The 17500-nt window shown below is 45.0% G+C and carries 19 protein-coding genes and 1 pseudogene; 12 read left to right on the forward strand and 8 right to left on the reverse strand.

Translation table 11 applies throughout. The features are described 5' to 3' along the window. The 9 genes and pseudogenes from QXV08_RS06540 to QXV08_RS06580 form a co-directional block, all read left to right on the forward strand. Positions 1-309: pseudogene (locus tag QXV08_RS06540) on the forward strand (hypothetical protein); the annotation flags it as partial. A gap of 118 nt (positions 310-427) precedes the next feature. Then, positions 428-628, forward strand: a complete 201-nt coding sequence (locus QXV08_RS06545; RefSeq protein ID WP_404991001.1) for a helix-turn-helix domain-containing protein — start codon at positions 428-430, stop codon at positions 626-628. 77 nt (positions 629-705) lie between these two features. After that, entirely contained in the window at positions 706-2259 is a 1554-nt protein-coding gene (locus QXV08_RS06550) for an HD domain-containing protein (protein WP_342786179.1), read from the forward strand. A gap of 15 nt (positions 2260-2274) precedes the next feature. Next, entirely contained in the window at positions 2275-2526 is a 252-nt protein-coding gene (locus QXV08_RS06555; protein ID WP_342786180.1) for a hypothetical protein, read from the forward strand. Between the two features lie 12 nt (positions 2527-2538). Further along, positions 2539-2961: a hypothetical protein gene (locus QXV08_RS06560; RefSeq protein ID WP_342786181.1), complete on the forward strand. Its 423-nt coding sequence runs from the start codon at positions 2539-2541 to the stop codon at positions 2959-2961. Next, a complete protein-coding gene (locus tag QXV08_RS06565) occupies positions 2958-3362 on the forward strand; it encodes a hypothetical protein (protein WP_342786182.1) in 405 nt (134 codons plus the stop codon). Before QXV08_RS06560 ends, QXV08_RS06565 begins: the two co-directional genes overlap by 4 nt. Before the next feature lie 109 nt (positions 3363-3471). Beyond that, a complete protein-coding gene (locus tag QXV08_RS06570) occupies positions 3472-4020 on the forward strand; it encodes a nicotinamide-nucleotide adenylyltransferase (protein WP_342786254.1) in 549 nt (182 codons plus the stop codon). 5 nt (positions 4021-4025) lie between these two features. After that, entirely contained in the window at positions 4026-4718 is a 693-nt protein-coding gene (locus tag QXV08_RS06575) for a YkgJ family cysteine cluster protein (protein ID WP_342788277.1), read from the forward strand. Continuing rightward, positions 4711-5616, forward strand: a complete 906-nt coding sequence (locus QXV08_RS06580; protein ID WP_342786184.1) for a biotin--[acetyl-CoA-carboxylase] ligase — start codon at positions 4711-4713, stop codon at positions 5614-5616. Before QXV08_RS06575 ends, QXV08_RS06580 begins: the two co-directional genes overlap by 8 nt. A gap of 5 nt (positions 5617-5621) precedes the next feature. Here QXV08_RS06580 and QXV08_RS06585 read toward each other — a convergent pair whose 3' ends face one another. Further along, positions 5622-6965 carry a TldD/PmbA family protein gene (locus QXV08_RS06585; RefSeq protein WP_342786185.1) on the reverse strand — a complete coding sequence of 448 codons (1344 nt, stop codon included), beginning with the start codon at positions 6963-6965 and terminating at the stop codon, positions 5622-5624. 2 nt (positions 6966-6967) lie between these two features. Beyond that, complete coding sequence (locus tag QXV08_RS06590) at positions 6968-8359, reverse strand: TldD/PmbA family protein (RefSeq protein WP_404991002.1); 1392 nt, start codon at positions 8357-8359, stop codon at positions 6968-6970. A gap of 382 nt (positions 8360-8741) precedes the next feature. Here QXV08_RS06590 and QXV08_RS06595 point away from each other — a divergent pair, with 382 nt between their 5' ends. Continuing rightward, positions 8742-11054, forward strand: coding sequence for a DEAD/DEAH box helicase (locus tag QXV08_RS06595; RefSeq protein ID WP_342788406.1), 2313 nt, complete (start codon positions 8742-8744; stop codon positions 11052-11054). 2 nt (positions 11055-11056) lie between these two features. Here the strand turns inward: QXV08_RS06595 and QXV08_RS06600 are convergent, their stop codons facing one another. Further along, a complete protein-coding gene (locus QXV08_RS06600) occupies positions 11057-11200 on the reverse strand; it encodes a hypothetical protein (RefSeq protein WP_342786189.1) in 144 nt (47 codons plus the stop codon). Between the two features lie 74 nt (positions 11201-11274). Between QXV08_RS06600 and QXV08_RS06605 the strand changes: the two genes are divergently transcribed. Further along, positions 11275-12492: an RNA-guided endonuclease TnpB family protein gene (locus QXV08_RS06605; protein WP_342786190.1), complete on the forward strand. Its 1218-nt coding sequence runs from the start codon at positions 11275-11277 to the stop codon at positions 12490-12492. 151 nt (positions 12493-12643) lie between these two features. Here QXV08_RS06605 and QXV08_RS06610 read toward each other — a convergent pair whose 3' ends face one another. The 4 genes from QXV08_RS06610 to QXV08_RS06625 all read right to left on the reverse strand — a co-directional run bounded on the left by QXV08_RS06610 (position 12644) and on the right by QXV08_RS06625 (position 15985). Next, positions 12644-13363, reverse strand: coding sequence for a hypothetical protein (locus QXV08_RS06610; RefSeq protein WP_342786191.1), 720 nt, complete (start codon positions 13361-13363; stop codon positions 12644-12646). 4 nt (positions 13364-13367) lie between these two features. Further along, positions 13368-14663, reverse strand: coding sequence for an ATP-binding cassette domain-containing protein (locus QXV08_RS06615; protein ID WP_342788155.1), 1296 nt, complete (start codon positions 14661-14663; stop codon positions 13368-13370). 41 nt (positions 14664-14704) lie between these two features. Further along, positions 14705-15406 carry an ECF transporter S component gene (locus QXV08_RS06620; RefSeq protein ID WP_342786193.1) on the reverse strand — a complete coding sequence of 234 codons (702 nt, stop codon included), beginning with the start codon at positions 15404-15406 and terminating at the stop codon, positions 14705-14707. A 72-nt stretch (positions 15407-15478) separates the two neighbouring features. After that, positions 15479-15985 (reverse strand): NUDIX hydrolase, encoded by a 507-nt coding sequence (locus QXV08_RS06625; protein ID WP_342786194.1) that lies wholly within the window; start codon positions 15983-15985, stop codon positions 15479-15481. Between the two features lie 99 nt (positions 15986-16084). Here QXV08_RS06625 and QXV08_RS06630 point away from each other — a divergent pair, with 99 nt between their 5' ends. Next, positions 16085-16804 (forward strand): flavodoxin family protein, encoded by a 720-nt coding sequence (locus QXV08_RS06630; protein ID WP_342786195.1) that lies wholly within the window; start codon positions 16085-16087, stop codon positions 16802-16804. On the opposite strand, the gene QXV08_RS06635 is transcribed toward QXV08_RS06630, so the two are convergent. Further along, entirely contained in the window at positions 16801-17490 is a 690-nt protein-coding gene (locus tag QXV08_RS06635; RefSeq protein ID WP_342786196.1) for a DUF357 domain-containing protein, read from the reverse strand. The two genes, QXV08_RS06630 and QXV08_RS06635, sit on opposite strands and share 4 nt — an antisense overlap. Positions 17491-17500 lie beyond the last annotated feature (10 nt).

The following is a 17500-nucleotide window of genomic DNA, read 5'->3' on the forward strand; positions in this document are numbered from 1 at the left end:
GAAGAATACGTTAAACAGGGGTTGAGGTTCTTTGAGACCATATATAATGCAATGGGGCTTGCATCCAGGGTTAAAGCATACACGGAGGACTACATTAACTATGTTATAGAAGTAATAGACAACTGGGAGTGCCCCGCCTTATCAGAAGCCAGTTTATCCGCTGGGCCGCAGATAACCCTTGGAATAATAGAGGGATATCTAGGCAGAATGCTGGGTAAGAGGGTGGTAGCCGCCGAGGAGAAGCATGCCCGGAGCCCTGGCGAAGTCTGTGTATATACGGCTAAATCACTTGAATCGTTTATTGAGTAACCAGGATATTATTTACCGGGTGTGAGATGCCTCATACACCTCGAGTAGCCCAGAGTATCCCTTATATCTATAGCTAATTAAGTCTTTAAATATCTCGATGGTGATCAATTAATCTAGGGTGATTGATTTGAGCGAGCAGAAAACCGTCAAGGAGAAGCTATTAGAGTTTCTAGGCAACCAGGATAAGCCGTTAATGCCTAAGGAGATAAGCAGGTTAACCGGGTTAAACTATAATACCGTGAGGGCTAGGCTCCATGATTTAAGGAAGGAAGGCCTCGTTGAGAGGATGCCAGAGGGTTGGATTGCTAAAAAGACATAGATGGAAACTAGGTTGTCCCCACTCTACTCCAGTTTTTCACCTGGTAATTTATCCAGTGTTTAAGCGGTGATTATTTAATGCAACCTCACACCGGCTTCATGGAGTTATTTACCTGGAAAATGGTGAGCGACCCTATATACGGCTTCGTTTACTTCAACAGGGAGATTGAGGAGCAGATTATTAATAGTAGCCTGCTCCAGAGACTCCGCTACATAATGCAGTTGCAGACAGCCCACCTTGTTTACCCCGGCGCTGTTCACACCAGGTTCCAGCACAGCCTCGGTGTAATGCATCTAAGCGGGTTGGTTGCAGAGGATTTAACATGGAAGCTCATGTCCATTTATGGAAGGGAAGCATTAGAAGACTACTCCCCTGCCACACTAATAGAGGCCAGTAGACTAGCCGGATTACTCCACGATGTAGGGCATGCAGCCTTCGGCCACTCCTTCGAGCACTCTGTTCTATGGAGGAGGATGATACCCAGTGAGTTATCGAATCATGAGAGGATAGGACTCAAGCTAGTGGAGCTAGTCTTAGAGGATGCACTCATTAAACTAGAGGAAAAGTATGGTTTAAACGGTTTAACCGATGTCTTAAAGAAGCTACTGAAGGATAATTATGATGGATCACCACTTATCAGGATGTATAGGTGGGTTATCAAGGATGGATTATATCCAACCGATATAGTCGACTTCCTCAGGAGGGATAGCTATTACGCTGGTACAAGCGAGTACGGTTATATAAGTCATGAGAGGCTCTACAGGAACACCTACCCCCTCATAGAGGGAGGCGGCTTCAAGCCTGTCCTAGATAGAACCGGTCTAGGAGAGTTTAAGCAATACATGATTGCCAAGGCAAGCATGTATGAGCACGTATACTATCACAGTGTTTGCAGGGCCTTCGATAAAATACTTGACACACTCCTAGAGAGGCTTGATGAGGAATACGGGCTCGTGGAAAGAGTACTCGCTATATCCAAGGGAAGGATCGAAGACTTCCTCGAGTTAACCGATGTACACGTATACAGTATCCTCCTAGGTAAGGCTTTAAGGGAGGATTCTGAAACCGGGCGTCTAGCCAGGTTGATGCTTATCGAGAGGAAGCCTGAGTGGAGGCGTGTCGGCGGAGACTACGTGTTAAACGGGTACAGGGGGCCGAGGTTCATTAGTGAAATACTTAAATTAATCTTTAACAGGGAGTGGAGGAGTAAAGTGGTATCCGTTCTCACGGAAGAATTATCTAGAAAGCTTGGTGGAATAGGGGTTACAGAGGAAGATATATGGGTTGACGTACTCGATGTATCACCCGTGCCCAAGACCCTTCTATACCCCGGTGGAGAAAACAGCATACCCGGGGTCATGGTTTACACCGGTAAAATACTGGGTAGGCAGATAGTCGTGGGGCAAGAGATAAATCTACTAGAGGGAGAGCTGCCTCTGGCAGTGATATTCAGGGCCTATGTGAGAAGAGGTAAGTACAGGGTTGAAGCAGAATCCATAGCCTCTAAGACCATCGGGGATGTCTTGGAGAGCCTGCTCAGAATAAACATGGATGAGTATAGGAGGAGTATTGAGGAAGCATATAAGTCCGCCACGGGTATTGATTACTCGAGGTTTAAACTCACAATGTAGCGGAGGCTAGTGTAAATGGCTAGGCTAATAATCAACGTGTATTTCAAAACCGATGAATACGTTGTAGAAGTGAACAAGTATAATGGTGAAGGATTACTGGAGGAGTCAAGGGTTTACGAGGGCGTTAAACAAGTAGTCTTAAGTAACCTGGTTGTCAGAATAAACAGGCAGCTCCATAACCAGCCGTGGAGCCTCATAGTGGAGGCCGAGGACCCGGTTATAGAGTTCAAGGAGAAAAGCCTCCTCTACGTGTATGAGAAGAAGTAACGCGTGATCTAGATGAGTAGCATAGGGTATTTTAAAATAGAGAATTCAAGAAGCAGGAGCGGTAAGCATGCCGCTTCAAGCACTCTACTAATATATAGAAGGGGTATAGGGGTGGTGAAGCCTGGGAGGGAGAATATTATTGAGGAAACCGAGGCTAGACCCACGTATGTTAAGGGCTCCGCTAAATCCATTAAGATCACTCTTGCCCACGGCGATTTCGCTATATATGGCTGGTTCGTGAAAAACTATATGGGGAGGGTTAAAGGATACATTAGCGTTTACAATCACAGGGGTGAACTAGTGTATAGGGCTAAATACCTTAACGGTGTTGCCAGGCTGGGGGTGGGAAGCCCGGTCTACGCCTGGCTTGCGAGAATATTTATCGAGGCGCTGAATATACCTGTCTCCAAGACCCATCTAGGTGATGAGAAGTGAGTGATATAGTTGTCCTGGCTGAACGCATGGTGAAAGCTTTTTCAAGATATAATTGCTTCATATTCGAGGAAAACGAGCTCGAGAAGGTTAGGGACCTTATTATAGCGGCGGAGTTGAAGGGTCTTGTTGAGGTGAAGCAGGTGGATCCACGATACCCATACATATATATTGCAACACCATGGACCCGGAGCCTTGAAAAAGACTGTGTTTCACGCGTAAACATAATGCTTACAGAGGGCAGGCTAACACAGGAGGAGCATAAGAAGTATAGGGCAAACCTGATCGAGCAATGCATTGTCAGCGGGGAGGTCGAGGCCTCCAAGAGAATTGTCGAGGCTTTAACAAGGCATATTAATAAGTTGAAGAGTAGTAGCGGTAACAATGGGAGGAAGAATTCATAACTATATGTCCACGGCTTCCACCCACTGTGAGGCAGTCTAGTTGTGTTATAAACGGGTTTTAAATTAAGATACCTAGTAGAGGTTAATGGATCATGTAAGGGTGTCACCGATGGATGCCGGGAGATGCCTTATAATAGCAAGGTTTCAGCCATTCCATTACGGCCACTTAAACGCTGTGGAGTACTGTTATAGAAACTACGATGAAACCATAATAGTGGTTGGGATGGCTAGTCAAAGCCATACACCTGAGAACCCGTTTACAGCTGGTGAGAGAATACTCATGATTAGGGAATCACTTAGATGGGCTGGACACGATTTATCAAGGTATATAACGGTTACTCTTCCCACACTCGAGGTGAATAGGGCGGCTATACACTTTGTTAGACAATATAGTCCCCCATTTAAATCCGTGATCACATTAAACCCGATAATACAAAGGCTCTTCATGGAGGAGGGGTATGAGGTGATTACCCCGCCCCTCAAGGAGAGGGATACATATAGTGGTTCAACCATTAGACGGCTAATACTAAATAATGACCCCTTGTGGAAACAATTAGTTCCGCCGCCAGTCGTGGAGATAATTGAAAGCATAGGAGGAGTGGAGAGAATAAAGATGCTTTACAGTGAGAGGCTACCAGGGTATTATGCCACCGCCTAACTGGGATGAGATGTATTATGGGGGAGGAAATACCTGTATTCAAGTGCCCGGCTTGCGGACTCTGCTGCACATTTTCACCCGTCTCCATACTGCCGCATGAAGACGTGGTGCTTGGAATCATAGCTGGAGTACTTGATCTACCTTATAAGAGTCAACCAGGGTACACGGTTTACGATGAGATCTCGGGTTTGAATATAGCTTTCAGCTATATAATGGAGCTCAACAACGGGAGATGTGTTTTCTTAAGCGGGGTTAGGTGCCTGGTACACAATGTATACAAGCCGCTGATATGTAGGAGCTATCCCTATGTACCCCGTCACGTTAAATACAATATAGATGAAAGGGGTAGGTATATACTGGCGACAGCTGACTACGGGATAAGCTTAGCCTGTCCAATAGTTAGGAGGGATCGGGGTGTATTGGAGAAGTACTCCGAGAACCCTGGTTTAGTAATCAGGTATATGAAGAGGGAATATGAGGCAGCTGTTGAAATGGAGAATGCTCGGAACCTATTGTTAGGGCTCCTCTCAAAACTATGGAGAGAAGGGTTAGTAGAGTTATCGACAGGTAAGAGAAACGCGCCTGTGGTAAACCTCTATGAATTTTTGAGGAAATACTACCCGGATCTCCCCAACATGCTTAACATTGATAAAGTCGTTGAGAAGATTAAACTATTAGAGGGAGAAGTAAATGAGTAGCGAGCTCGCATTAAAGCTTGAACTGGTGAGAATTCTCTCCGAGCACGACGAGATACCTATCTCCGAAGTAGTGAGAGAGATAGGTGTACAACAGGATGAATTAATCAGCATGATTAACGAGTTATCCAGGTATTACCTAATGGAGACCGCGAGATCCAGGGTTTTATGGAGCCCGGGCGATAATCCACGTAGATTAAAACCATGGGGTTGGAACTACCTATATAGAATTATAACAGGATCCACGATGACTTCAGCGAAGCAGATGCCTCCATGGAGTATAGTTGTATCGGAGATGCAGACGCAGGGTAGAGGAAGACATGGAAAGACATGGATAGGGAATCTCGGGGGATTATGGATCACGTTCAAGATTAATACCACACCCCAGGTAACACAGATTCTTCCAATAGTGATACCAGTCCTCCTAGTCAGGATGCTAAGAGATAAACTCGGTATAAATGTCGAAATCAAGTGGCCTAACGACATAATATTCAGGGATAAAAAGATCGCTGGAATACTCCTGGAGGGCGAGTACAAGGAGTCAGTAATGGTCAGTTATATCGGGGTAGGCATAAACGTTAATAATGACCCCCCGCTTGAAGTTGCTGAGAGCATTAAGAACATAGTGGGACACCTGATACCGCGTAACAGGATCCTCTCTTATCTCTCCGGATGGATGGGTAGGTTGGATAGATTAGCCGATGAGCCGGATGAATTAAGGATGGAGTATATGGAGTATCTCTCTACACTGGGTAGAAAAGTCATAGCTATGACAAGCAGTGGTGAAATACAAGGGATTGCAAAGGATGTAACAGAGTATGGAGAGCTGATCATTGAGAACGAATCAGGCAGCCATAGATTATCAAGTAGTGAAATACTTAGATTAAGGCATGCCGAGTAACTGCCTTACTTCCCAGCTATGTTAACCCCGTGGATCCATAGGCTTGGAGAGCCAACCCCGTTATTCACAACTAGGTCTCCTCCAATACCTGTAAGACCGTTATTTAGCCACTCGTAGATGTTACCGGTGATAACCACTCCTTTAACTGGTTGAATAACCCTACCTTTTTCAACTAGCAGTCCATGGCTCACTGTAGCCTTCACGACACCGTTAACTGGGTTACTCATCCAATACCCAATCATCTCGTAAACCACTAGTGCTCTCCTGGCTTCATTAATGAAGCTGTTTAAATCGCCTTTAACCGGCCGAAGTATAAGGTTGGTAGCACCTGGTTGCACTGGGCTACCGGGTGAACGCCTGAACCCGTTTCCAGTAGTCTCGGTACTCATCCTAGATGCTGTATAATACGAGTGCAGCGGTTGCTTGAACACTCCTTTATCAATAACTATTTTACTATATGTGCCTACACCCTCATCGTCGAATCCCCTACTACCTAGTTCCAGGGGTATCGATGGATCATCCATTATAGATACCTGTGGCGATGTAACCTGCTCACTTATTCTATCCTTCAATGGGCTCCTCGACTCAAGGATGTTCAAGGCTGAGAAAGCCGGTGTTAACACAGTGGAGATAATTAATCCCGCTGCTTCTGGAGCCAGTATTAAATCGTAGACACCGCTCTCCACTAATCCTGCATTAGTGAATAACGTTGCCAACTCACCTGCTTCTTCAGCCTGCTTCAATATATATGATTCATCGAGTCCGCGTTTAACTATGAACATCGATTTATCAGATGAGCCGCTAGGTGATTCAACGCTTAATGTAAGCCATATGCTAATAAATGTACACTCCGAGCTAGCGTCGACTCCATGCAAGTTTAAAACACGTATTCTCTGAGTACCCAGGTTTAATGAGCCCTCGACAACGATGGCCTTCTCGACATGCTTCTCCATAGCCTTGCTTCTTAAAGCCTCCATGGTGCTTAATAATAGTTTAAGGGCTCCCTCATCGTTTATATTGGTGATTCTTCGATCAAGGCAAGTGGTACTGCTGGCCCCACGTATTAATGGAGGAAAGCCAGGCCAATACGGGTCCTCGGGGCTCGAGTTAATTATTCCAACTAGTTCACTCACGGCTTTCTCTGGTTCGATGTTCAACGTGGTTAAAGTAATGCCACCGGTTTTCCTTCCAGCCGCGCCCCTTAAACCTATATTTGTTATTCTCGAACGCGAGGCCTCCCTAACCATATTGTTTGATACAGTGAATGATAATATATTGGATTCAATAGAGTAAACCTCTACCTCACTCAACCCTTTCCTAATACCTATCTCCACGAGCTTCTCGAGCAAGCTTAACCACCCCCAATAGTGAATCCCCTGACCCTGACATGTGGTCCTCCATCCCCTACCCTAACCATCTGTCCGCTCTTACCGCATCCACCGAACACGCTTGTTTTAACAACCAGGTCTTTTCCCACGGCATCCACATTCTTCAGCGTCTCAAGTATTATACCACTTAACATTACTCCTTTAACTAGTTTAACGGGCTCACCGTTTTCAACTATGTAGCTTGGACCACTTGTAAACGTGAAGGCGCCTGTTAACGGGTTTACCTCACCCCCCATTGCACCCTTACCCTTGATATACAGTCCCCTCTCCATATCCCTAATCATCTCCTCCGGTTCCCAATCCCTGGGCTCCATATAGGTGTTCGTTTGCCTCACCAGTAACGTGTTTCTAAAAGACATTACGCGGGCATTACCAGTAGGAGATGCTTTGAGCCCCCGTGCTGTTGTAAGGCTATGGAGAAAGGATGATAACACACCGTTTCTCACCGTGTATGTTTTAAGCTTAGGGGTTCCTTCATCATCATAGGGAACGTAGACCCCTCCCTCGACTCTTCCATCATCAATTATTGAGACAAGAGGGCTGGCCACGGTTTCCCCGATTCTACCGCCGAGGACGCTTCCACCGGCTTCAACTATGTCTGCCTCGCTTGCATGCCCAAATGCCTCGTGAAGCATTAGCCCCACTATCTCGTTATCCAGCACGATGTCATATCTGCCTGGCTTCACATGCCCTGCTCTCGCTGCATCCACGGCTAGCTTACTATTCTCAGCAACGTAGTTAAGCCAGTTGAACGACTTAATGAATTCCCACCCAGCTACACTTGACTCGCTTGTCCACAGCATCTCGTACCTACCCTCTACGCTAGCCACCGCCCTTACCCCTACCCCGATCATTCTCCGCGTGAAATCAATGTAGTCTCCCCTACTGGAGACGTATATCCTGTGATCCCTCTCATACCCGTATGGAATAATGAGGCTTGAAATACCCTGTACCCCTCTCCCAGCCTTATACATGTCGAATAATAGTTTCACCTTCTCTGAGAGATCCACGTTCTCAGGGTTTAATCCATAGTGACTCACGATTCTATCCCTGTAGACCGGGCGCTCAAGTAATCCCTGTTCCATCCCATGGTGCCCTAGTACCCTGGCCAATTTAATAGCTGACTCCACGGCCTCTCTCATGCCTTTCCTACTTAGATCATTGGTTGAGGCATAACCCATCAGTCCTTTTACTAAGACTCTTACACCTATACCACTGGAGTAAGTGGCTGTTGCCTCTCTTAAAACACCATTATCCACAACCAAGGATTCATAGTAGTAGTCTTGGTAGCGGACATCGATAAAGTCCGCGCCGAGCTCTAGCCCGGTTTTCACAATGTAATCCAGGTCTATCATCGGCTCCAAGAGAAACACCTTTTTGGGGTTAATTAAAATAATTGTCTCTGCGAACAAATATATATTTCGTTCCAGGGAACTGGGGTAGAAACATTAGAAAACATTAGATCATAGCTTTCTGTACTAGTTTATGTCTTTCTACGCCCTTAATGCTTCTTCATTATTTCATCGTGTTCTTTAGGAAAACTTATTAGGTATTTGCAAAAATAGTCAGTGAAGTGGGGTTGAACCCCTCTTCGCCGAGGAGGGCGATAACCCCCGCAAGCGGGGAGAATAAAGAAATGAAAAACCATGGTAAACCCAGCAATACCAGACACAACACAGAACAACACATGAAGCTACGGCCCAGGTGAACAGTTCAGCCGTAACGGGGAGGGGTCTAGTGTTCAGGGATCCTCTAGTTAACGAGGTGGATGAGGAGCTTAGATCCAGGTATCCTGAGAGCAGGGTAGCTGTTATATATGAGAGAGTAGAGGAGACACGTGAACCAGAGCCTGGCCCAAGTATAGAGGAATTAGATCTACCCGGCGAAGTAGCCAGGATTCTTCACCGTAGAGGTATTAGGAGACTATATAGATTCCAGTATGAGGCATATCGTCACATTCTAAACAGGGAAAACACTGTGATATCAGCTGGTACAGGTACCGGGAAAACTGAAGCATTTATGCTCCCTATCTTGAGGGAGATATACTATGTGAGGAAGAGTAATCCAAGAGCTATGATACTATATCCAACAAAGGCCCTTGCAAGGGATCAGCTTAATAGGTTCACTGATTACACCGTGTATCCAATAATAGGCTTCAGCATATATGATGGGGATACACCCAGGAGGCAAAGAGAGAAAATAGGATTGAATCCACCCTCAATCATAATATCGAACCCGGATATGCTACATATAGGGTTAGTGTATAGCTCGTATATTAGGGGCTTCGTGGAGAACAGTGAGTTCATGGTTTTCGATGAATTACATGTCTACGAGGGAGTTCTAGGCAGCCACATACATCATCTTGTTGAGAGAATAAAGAGAACCAGCAGGGAGAAACCAGTATTCATAGGTTCATCTGCAACGATTGGTAATCCAAAGGAGTTCGCTGAGGAATTATTTGGTGAGGAAGTCGTTGAGGTGAGGGGTGAGGCGTTCAGAAAGGGTATGGTTACACATGTACTGGTTTCATCAGGCTATTTAAGCAGGTGGAGCGTCGTAGCTTATCTATGCTACATCCTGTCTAGGAAGGGTTTAAAATACATTGTTTTCGTTGATAGCCAGCAACTAGCTGAGTTGCTCACAAGGATTCTTAAGACCAGGTATAACGTAAACATTATGGTTCACCGTGCCGGCCTACCTGCTGATGTAAGAAGGGATATTGAAGTAAAACTGAGAAATGGCTTAATAAATGGGGTTGTAGCAACTTCTACATTAGAGCTTGGTATAGATATAGGGGCATTGGATGCTACTGTAATGGCTATGCCTCCCCCATCATACTCGAAGTACCTACAGAGAGCTGGTAGAGCTGGTAGAAGAAGGAAAGGTTATGTTTTCACAGTTCTAGGGGACGACCCGATAGATGTATACTATGCTAGATCCCCGGAGCGGTTTTTCACACAGTCAATTCCACCATCCGTTATAGAGCCCTCGAATGAGGAAGTAGCTAAGACACATCTAGTAGCATATCTTCTCCAATCATGGAGGGCCAGGATCGATAAGATACCTGGTGAATGGAGAAATGTTATAGATGAGTTAGTGGCTGAGGGGGTCGTGAAGAAGACTGGAGAGTATATAAGACCTATACCTGCCTCTGCTAGGAGGCTCCTAAGTACACAGGGTGGTTTAAGAGGGATGGGCCCTATTGTGGAGATAGTTGATTCTAGTAGTGGGGATACGTTGGCCACGAGGGAGTTACCTGTAGCACTCCTGGAATTATATCCCGGCGCCATCTACCTGTACATGGGGGAACCATATATTGTTGAGTCGTTGAACCTAGTGGAAAAGAAAGCACTTGTCAAGAGACTAGGGGAAAATACAACGGCATATACCAGGCCATTATATACCGTCGACGTCGTTAGCTACGATGTATTAATGGAGAGAAAGAGTAGTAGAGGAATAATGGCGTCGTATGCCAAAGTAGTATTAGAGCTAAGCGTGAACGGAATGGTCGTTAAAGACATGTATACTGGTGAAACAAGATTCACAATGGATCTTGAAAAACCCATTAAATATCAGTATTCAACCAGGGCACTTCTATTAAAATACCCTGTATATGAGGAGCTAGGGATAAAGGGTTGTGCAGAAGCATTTCACGCAATAGAGCATGCATTAATTTCAGCGGCGAGAGTGACATGCGGCTCTGGTTTAACAGATTTAGGCGGTATAAGCTATCCTAGTGGCGATATAGTAATATATGACTCAGCTATAGGTGGCAGTGGCTTATCTAAGCTACTCTATAAGAGGCTGGAAGAAACAGAGGATGTAGCACTAGAAATCATGAGCAAGTGCGACTGCTATGATGGATGCCCAAGATGTATCTATAGTCCATACTGTGGTAATAACAACCAGGTACTCTCACGGAGGAAAGCAGTATACGTACTCAATAAAATTAGAGGAGGCAAGGCCCAAGCGGTAGCACACCCCCTTGAGTTGCGTGGGGGAAAGCCATTGGTTGCTGTTTTAGTTTTCATATTGGTTTATATCGGTTGATGTTATTCCTCCACCACTATTACTGCGTATACTCTTTTTCCATGTAACCTCTCTAGTTTTTCCTTGCTCTCCTTTCCTATTGGGTACAACACGTAGCTGCTCTTCCTATACTTTATCACGCTACACTCTACAACAAACACACCCATAGAGACACCTAAGAATAATGTAGACAGAAAATCTTTTAAATTTGTCTGTATATTTTATTGGTGGGAGCTACTCGATGAGGGTGCGAGAGCTGGTTGAAACGCTCAAGGCTAGGGCTCTCCCCGAGGGTAGCGATGAGGAGCTCCTAGAGTTCCTGAAGTTATTCCGTGATGCTACACAGCTCGTTGTAAACAGCATGTGGAGCTTGGATGAAGTACCATCCATAAAAACACTCCACAAAATGTTCTACAGCAAGCTCGTGAGCTATGGGTTGAGGGCACACCACGCCAAACAAATATATTGTTATGCTAGGGCAATTGTGAAATCAGTCAAGAAAAATGGCGGCAGAAAACCGGTTCTAAGAAAATTAACGGCTAGAATTGATAAATACGACTACAGGCTGAACTTAGAGAACAAAACATTGGTGCTAAAGCTCCACAATGGTTACGAAGCCAAGCTGAAGCTGTTAGCGCCCAAGGAGAGGATAGAGAAGTTTCTTGGATGGAACAACTATGAGATTGCTATCAGATACGATGGAAAAGACTACTGGGTCTCAATATACTTCAAGAAGGCTGTTAATCTGAAGAAGCCCAGAACTGTTATGGCTGTAGACATTAACTTCGACAATGTAACATTAGTTGTGTTCTCTAAGAGCGGTAAGTTGCTTAGAGTTAAGAGGTTTGAGACTCCTCTCAGAAAGGTTTTGACTCACAGGATATGGATTGAGAGGATTCAGAAGAGGTACCCGAGGTCATGGAGGTTTATCAAAGGTATTAGAAGAGCCATTAGGAAACACGGTGAGAGAATCAGAAGCACTACCCGTGATTACGCATGCGAGCTTGGAAGCATAGTAGCAGAGCTGGCCAATAGGTATAGCTCGGTTATTGTATTGGAGAACTTGAAGAAGGTTAGGGAGAAAGCTAAGAAAGGTGAGGAGTTCAATAAGAAGCTATCTCTCTGGTTCTACAGAAGAATGCAGTTCGCACTAGAGTACAAAGCCCTTGAGAATGGGTTGGAAGTAGTTTACGTGAATCCGAGGAAAACCTCATCGATATGTCCAAGATGCAGAAGCAAGCTAATTGAAGCTGGCTACAGAGTTATGAAGTGCAGGAAGTGTGGCTTCATGGGAGACAGAGACGTTATAGCATGCACAAATCTGTTCATCAGATACTCGAGATGTGGGGTGCCCGGGGTCGCCCTGAACGCCCCCAAGCCAGATGCAAACCCAAGTGGGATGCGGGGGAACAAAAATGAGGGGATGATATCAACTAACATAAATCTATGTCAGACCTGAACCCCATTGGTTTAAGTAATTTAACTCCCTAAAGCATTGATCTAGGTAGTGATGAGGGTCCCGAATAAAGAGCCGTGTGGCCGTGAAGAGACTACAGGTGCTGAACAGTTTTTTAGAGGTAATTATGATGTATCATTTACTTGCAGTGTTTTTAAGAAATGAAAATGTTAGGTGTGTAGAATAGTAAGAAGTAGATAAGATCATTCACCGCTAATATAATACTATACTTAAACGAGTAAGCGGGGAGTACAGGATATTTTGCAGGAGTGTTAAGCTTGTAGAAGCAGTACTCCTCGATAAAGCCTCCTATTTCAAGCAGGCTTGCTACAGCTGGCGGTATCCTATTCAATGTTTTCTCCTTTTTAACGTATCCTATAGCTAGGCTCTCAGTAAATGATTTAAGCCCATAAGGCATAAGCCTCCAGATCAATAATGGTACATTACCGGCTCTTCTAGCACCAAGCTTGATAAGTAGTGATGAGACTTCTAGTGGTGAGACAATTATGAATGCAAAAGCCAGTATCACAGAGAGGGCGAGTGTTTTAACAGCGATGAATGGTATTAGTGAAGCATCTACTGGGGCGAACCCTATGATTGATGCTATCATGGCTGTAAGAGACATATACAGTGAGATTAGTGATGAAAGAGCCAGGATAGATATAGCCCACTCATACCCAGGCGATACGAGTCCCAGGATTAATGAGAGCACAGCCATTCCAGTTAATGATCTTAGATGGTTCTCCAATAATATAAACACGATCAAAGATAAGTGAAGCATCTTGACGACCCAGTGGGCTTGCCTAAATCCTGTATCACCCTTAAGAAAGAGTATTTTATAAACAATAGAGACAAGCCAGCTAATAAACCCCATAGTCTCAACCCATTCTAAACTCGTAGTCAAGGAGCTTGATTACTCTCTCATCATGTGTAGCTACTACAACTGTTTTCCCCTCGTTGACTAGCTCTAATAATACCTCAAGCACCCTTGATGCATTGGCTTGGTCAAGTCCTCCAGTTGGCTCATCGATCAAGTATATATCGAAACCTCCTAGATACGCTGAAGCCAGTGCCAGCCTCCTTCTCTCCCCTGAGCTAAGTCTTGCCAGGGGAGTATCAAGTATCCTAGAGATATCGAATATCTCGGCGGCTTCAAGTGCCTTCTCTTCCCTACCATTGGCCATGTAGAGCAGCTCCTCGCGTGGAGTAGGCTTGGTGAAATATAGTAGGGGGTTTTCAGGTATGTATACTGGGGTGCCGAGTCTATTAATAAATCCTTTGGTAGGTTTCAGTATCCCCGCTATGAGTTTTAGGAGCGTTGATTTTCCAGTGCCATTCCTCCCGGTTAAACCAGTGATCAACGACTTCTTAACCTGGAGTGATAGGCCTCTGAATAATGGCTTTTCACCAGGGTATTTAAACCAGATGTTTTCTATGTCCACGGCTACCTCATCGTTGACGACTCTCATAGTTTTACTTGGCTGATGGAATTGCTGGAGTACCCCGGTATCCCATTCACCATAATATTTAGCGACTCCGTTCTCTAAAACCAGTAGCTTTCCCGCTAATTCCCTCCAGAATAATGGATCATGGTCTATAATGATTATGAAGGCTCCATTATCCCTCGCATCCCTAGCCACATCTGCCACTATTCTCCTAGCCTCTCTATCCAGGTATACTAGTGGTTCATCCAGGATCAATACGCTGGATTTCTTAGCTAGGGCCTCGGCCCATAGAAGCCTCTGGGTCTCGCCAGCGCTTAGATTTATTGTTAATGAATTAATCTTACCTGCGAGTCCGAGTTTTTCAAGGAATACACTGCTACACTTTAATCCAAGCTGGGAGAGTATAAAGCAATGTTCTGCATACACAGTGTAACCTACTAGCGCGTACCAGGGTTCCTGTGGTATGTATGTTACCAGCTCATATATTTTCTCAGGCGGCATCTCTAGAAGCGGGTATCCATTAATTAATATCGAGCCCTTGAATAAGCCACCGCTTCTACCCAGCAGTCCCGTCAATGCCTTTGCAAGCGTTGTCTTCCCGCTTCCAGATGGCCCGGTTACAACTAATACCTCTCCATTGGAGACATTGATATTGATTTCCCTGATAATGAATCCATCCCTATAGCCGGCTACCTCTATATGTGCCTCCATCATTTTCGGCTCACTCAATATTTAAGGAGCGTTAATTAAGTGAGGTGTTAATTAATACCTTACTTTAAATACCCGGCTCTTCTAAGCCATGAGACAACGGGCAGTGCCACCACTATACCTGTAATAGCCTGCCCTATATTCACAGGTATCTCAATAACAGCGTCTATAGGCGGTCTACCCGTGTAGGGGTTTGAGATAAAGTACTCGTACAGGAAGTAACCCATGACCATTATAATGCCTCCAGTTAATAGGGCCAGTGCTTCACCCATGCTACTATACTTCATCAATAGTGAATAGACTACCATGAAACCAAGGAGCATGCCTATGAGTAGCCAAATATACCATGGTATATTTACCTCGAAGCCTGCTGGGCCAACCTGTACGATACCTGAGTACTTCACCAGCGCGAACCCTGTGAACACGGAGGCGTACACTGAGCCCAGTAACCCGCCAATGATTTTCTGGTGTCTCGATCTGAGTAGTCTGGCAAGATACCCTGCTACTAGTCCCTCCAGCAGCTTTATCACCAGTGTGCCTGGTGCGAAAATCTGGTAGCCAGTGGTTAGATCCGCTAATGCAGCACCTACTCCTCCAGCTACCCCGGCAACTATGGGTCCCGATGTGATGGCTGCTACATATATCATGGATTCACCTAGGTTGAAATACCCGCCTGTAGCAGGTTGGTATATTTGAAGCACTATTGTTGCAGCGTAAACGAGTACGGTGAAGACTACTGTTTCAACTATAAGCCTGGTCTTCACGGCATTCACCATTACACGGGTATTTTATTGAACCTATTTAAGAGTTCATGAACGTTCAATACGTCTTCCCGGCTAGATAGGCCGATAGATGTTATCCCCGATCTCTACGACTACGTTGTCAATGCTCTCTATGGGTATGTAGTTCAACCCTTTCTCCACTATATATCTCACAAGCCTTGACACAGTCCGGGACACCTCTCTGTTCTCCAATACTTCTTCAAGGCTAAACCATTTAACGTCTACTGCATCACTACCCGGCCTAGCCTCGCTCTTGATGCTTTCAGGATTGAATAATACATCTACTATGATATAATGATATTTTACTCTCCTTGAGCTGTCTAACACTATATTGTTTAAAACCCAGATTACTCCAAGTGGTTCGGCGTCAAGTCCTGTTTCTTCTCTCAGCTCTCTTCTAGCGGCATCACCTATTTTCTCACCGGGCTCTACAACTCCGCCTGGCAGGCTCCATTTACCTCTAGCAGGCGGGCTCCCTCTTTTAACCAGGAGTATCCTGTTATCCCTGATCAAGACTGCTCCAACAGCCCCTATAGCGAAACCCGGGTATTCTCTCCGCATTTTTTACGCCGTGTCTTAATAATTGTCATGGGATTTAATTTAATAGCTGCTCGAAGTATTAAACATTACTCTATGGTGTGATTCGACCAGGTGGTTTACATGGAGGCTAAGCCACGGGTTTTAATAATTAATGCTTCGCCGCGTAAATACGGGTCGTCAATGCAGTTATCCGTAGTAGCTTCAAAAGGAGTGATAGATGCTGGAGGCGTGCCAGAGATAATTAGCCTATACGACTATAAGATAAAGCCCTGCATAGGGTGTGTATCGGATGGTAATAAATACTGTAAGTTTCCCTGTGTAATTAGGGATGACGACTTTAACTCGCTGGCAGAGAAGCTCTTGAATTCCCATGGATTCATAATATCTACGCCAGTATACTGGTATGCTCCAAGTGGTGTCCTAAAGAACTTTATTGATAGGTTGACAAGTATGGAGCACATGATATTCCATAAGGGTAGAAGCCTGTTGGAGGGTAAGGTCGCAGGGTTTATTGCTACAGGTCTCGACAGCGGGGTAATGATGGCTATATCATATCTGGCCATAGTAATGAGTAGTATGGGTGTACACATTATTCCATGGAGTATGGCGTACAGTCACCTGGATGATGTCACCAGGGATGAGCAGGCCCTTAGAGACTCCTATAACGTGGGGTACATTGTGGCTAAGACTGCGAGGGCCCTGATGAATTACGAGTATATAGGGTATAATCCATCAGTTAACATAGTTGAATTAGCTGAACTAGCCCGTAAATACACTATTGCAGAGTCAGCTGAGAGGGAGGAAAGAATTAGAAACCTTGAAAGCCTACTGAATGGTTAACAATACTTGTTTTTTATCCTCTCGATAATCCTACTAGAGCTCCACTCGCCTATCCTCGACTCCAGCTTTTCAACCCTCACGTCACTTAACCCTTTTTTCTCGAGGAGGCTTTTTAATTCATCTGGCTGGATCCATTGATCCGGTCCTAGAAGCACTATATCCGGCTTCAACTCTGCAATCGGTTTTAAGAAGTCCTCTTCATCACCCATTACTGCTTTCGATACGTATTTCACGTTTTCCACGATTATCAATCTATCTTTCTCATCCATAATGGGTTCCCTTCCCTTGAACCTTGTGAAGTTTCTATTCCTTGAGACAACTACATATACTTCTCCAAGCTCCCAAGCCCTCTTAAGCAAGTAAATGTGACCGGGATGAAGGAACTCGAAGCTACCTGCCACGAGAACCCTGGGTCTCTTCAATAGTTCTGAGAGAGGTTTCCAGTTGAATGAGATAACACCTTGATACCTCAGTGAGTCTATGAGACCCTCCGCGTATGCTATGCAGGCTAGACTAGTGAAGCAGTCGTTTTTCTCGAGATAGTACTTTGCATCGCTTGTATAGCTACGGGCTAGCTCAATAATGTATCGATGCCTTGGATCAAGCTCCCCGATAACGGTCGCTTGTTGAAGCACCTGTTCGACATTATCTATGTAGGCTTTAACTCTATCGCATTGAGTGGTCATTAGGTGCGCA

This window comes from Desulfurococcus sp. (assembly GCF_038881575.1).
Lineage (GTDB): Archaea > Thermoproteota > Thermoprotei_A > Sulfolobales > Desulfurococcaceae > Desulfurococcus.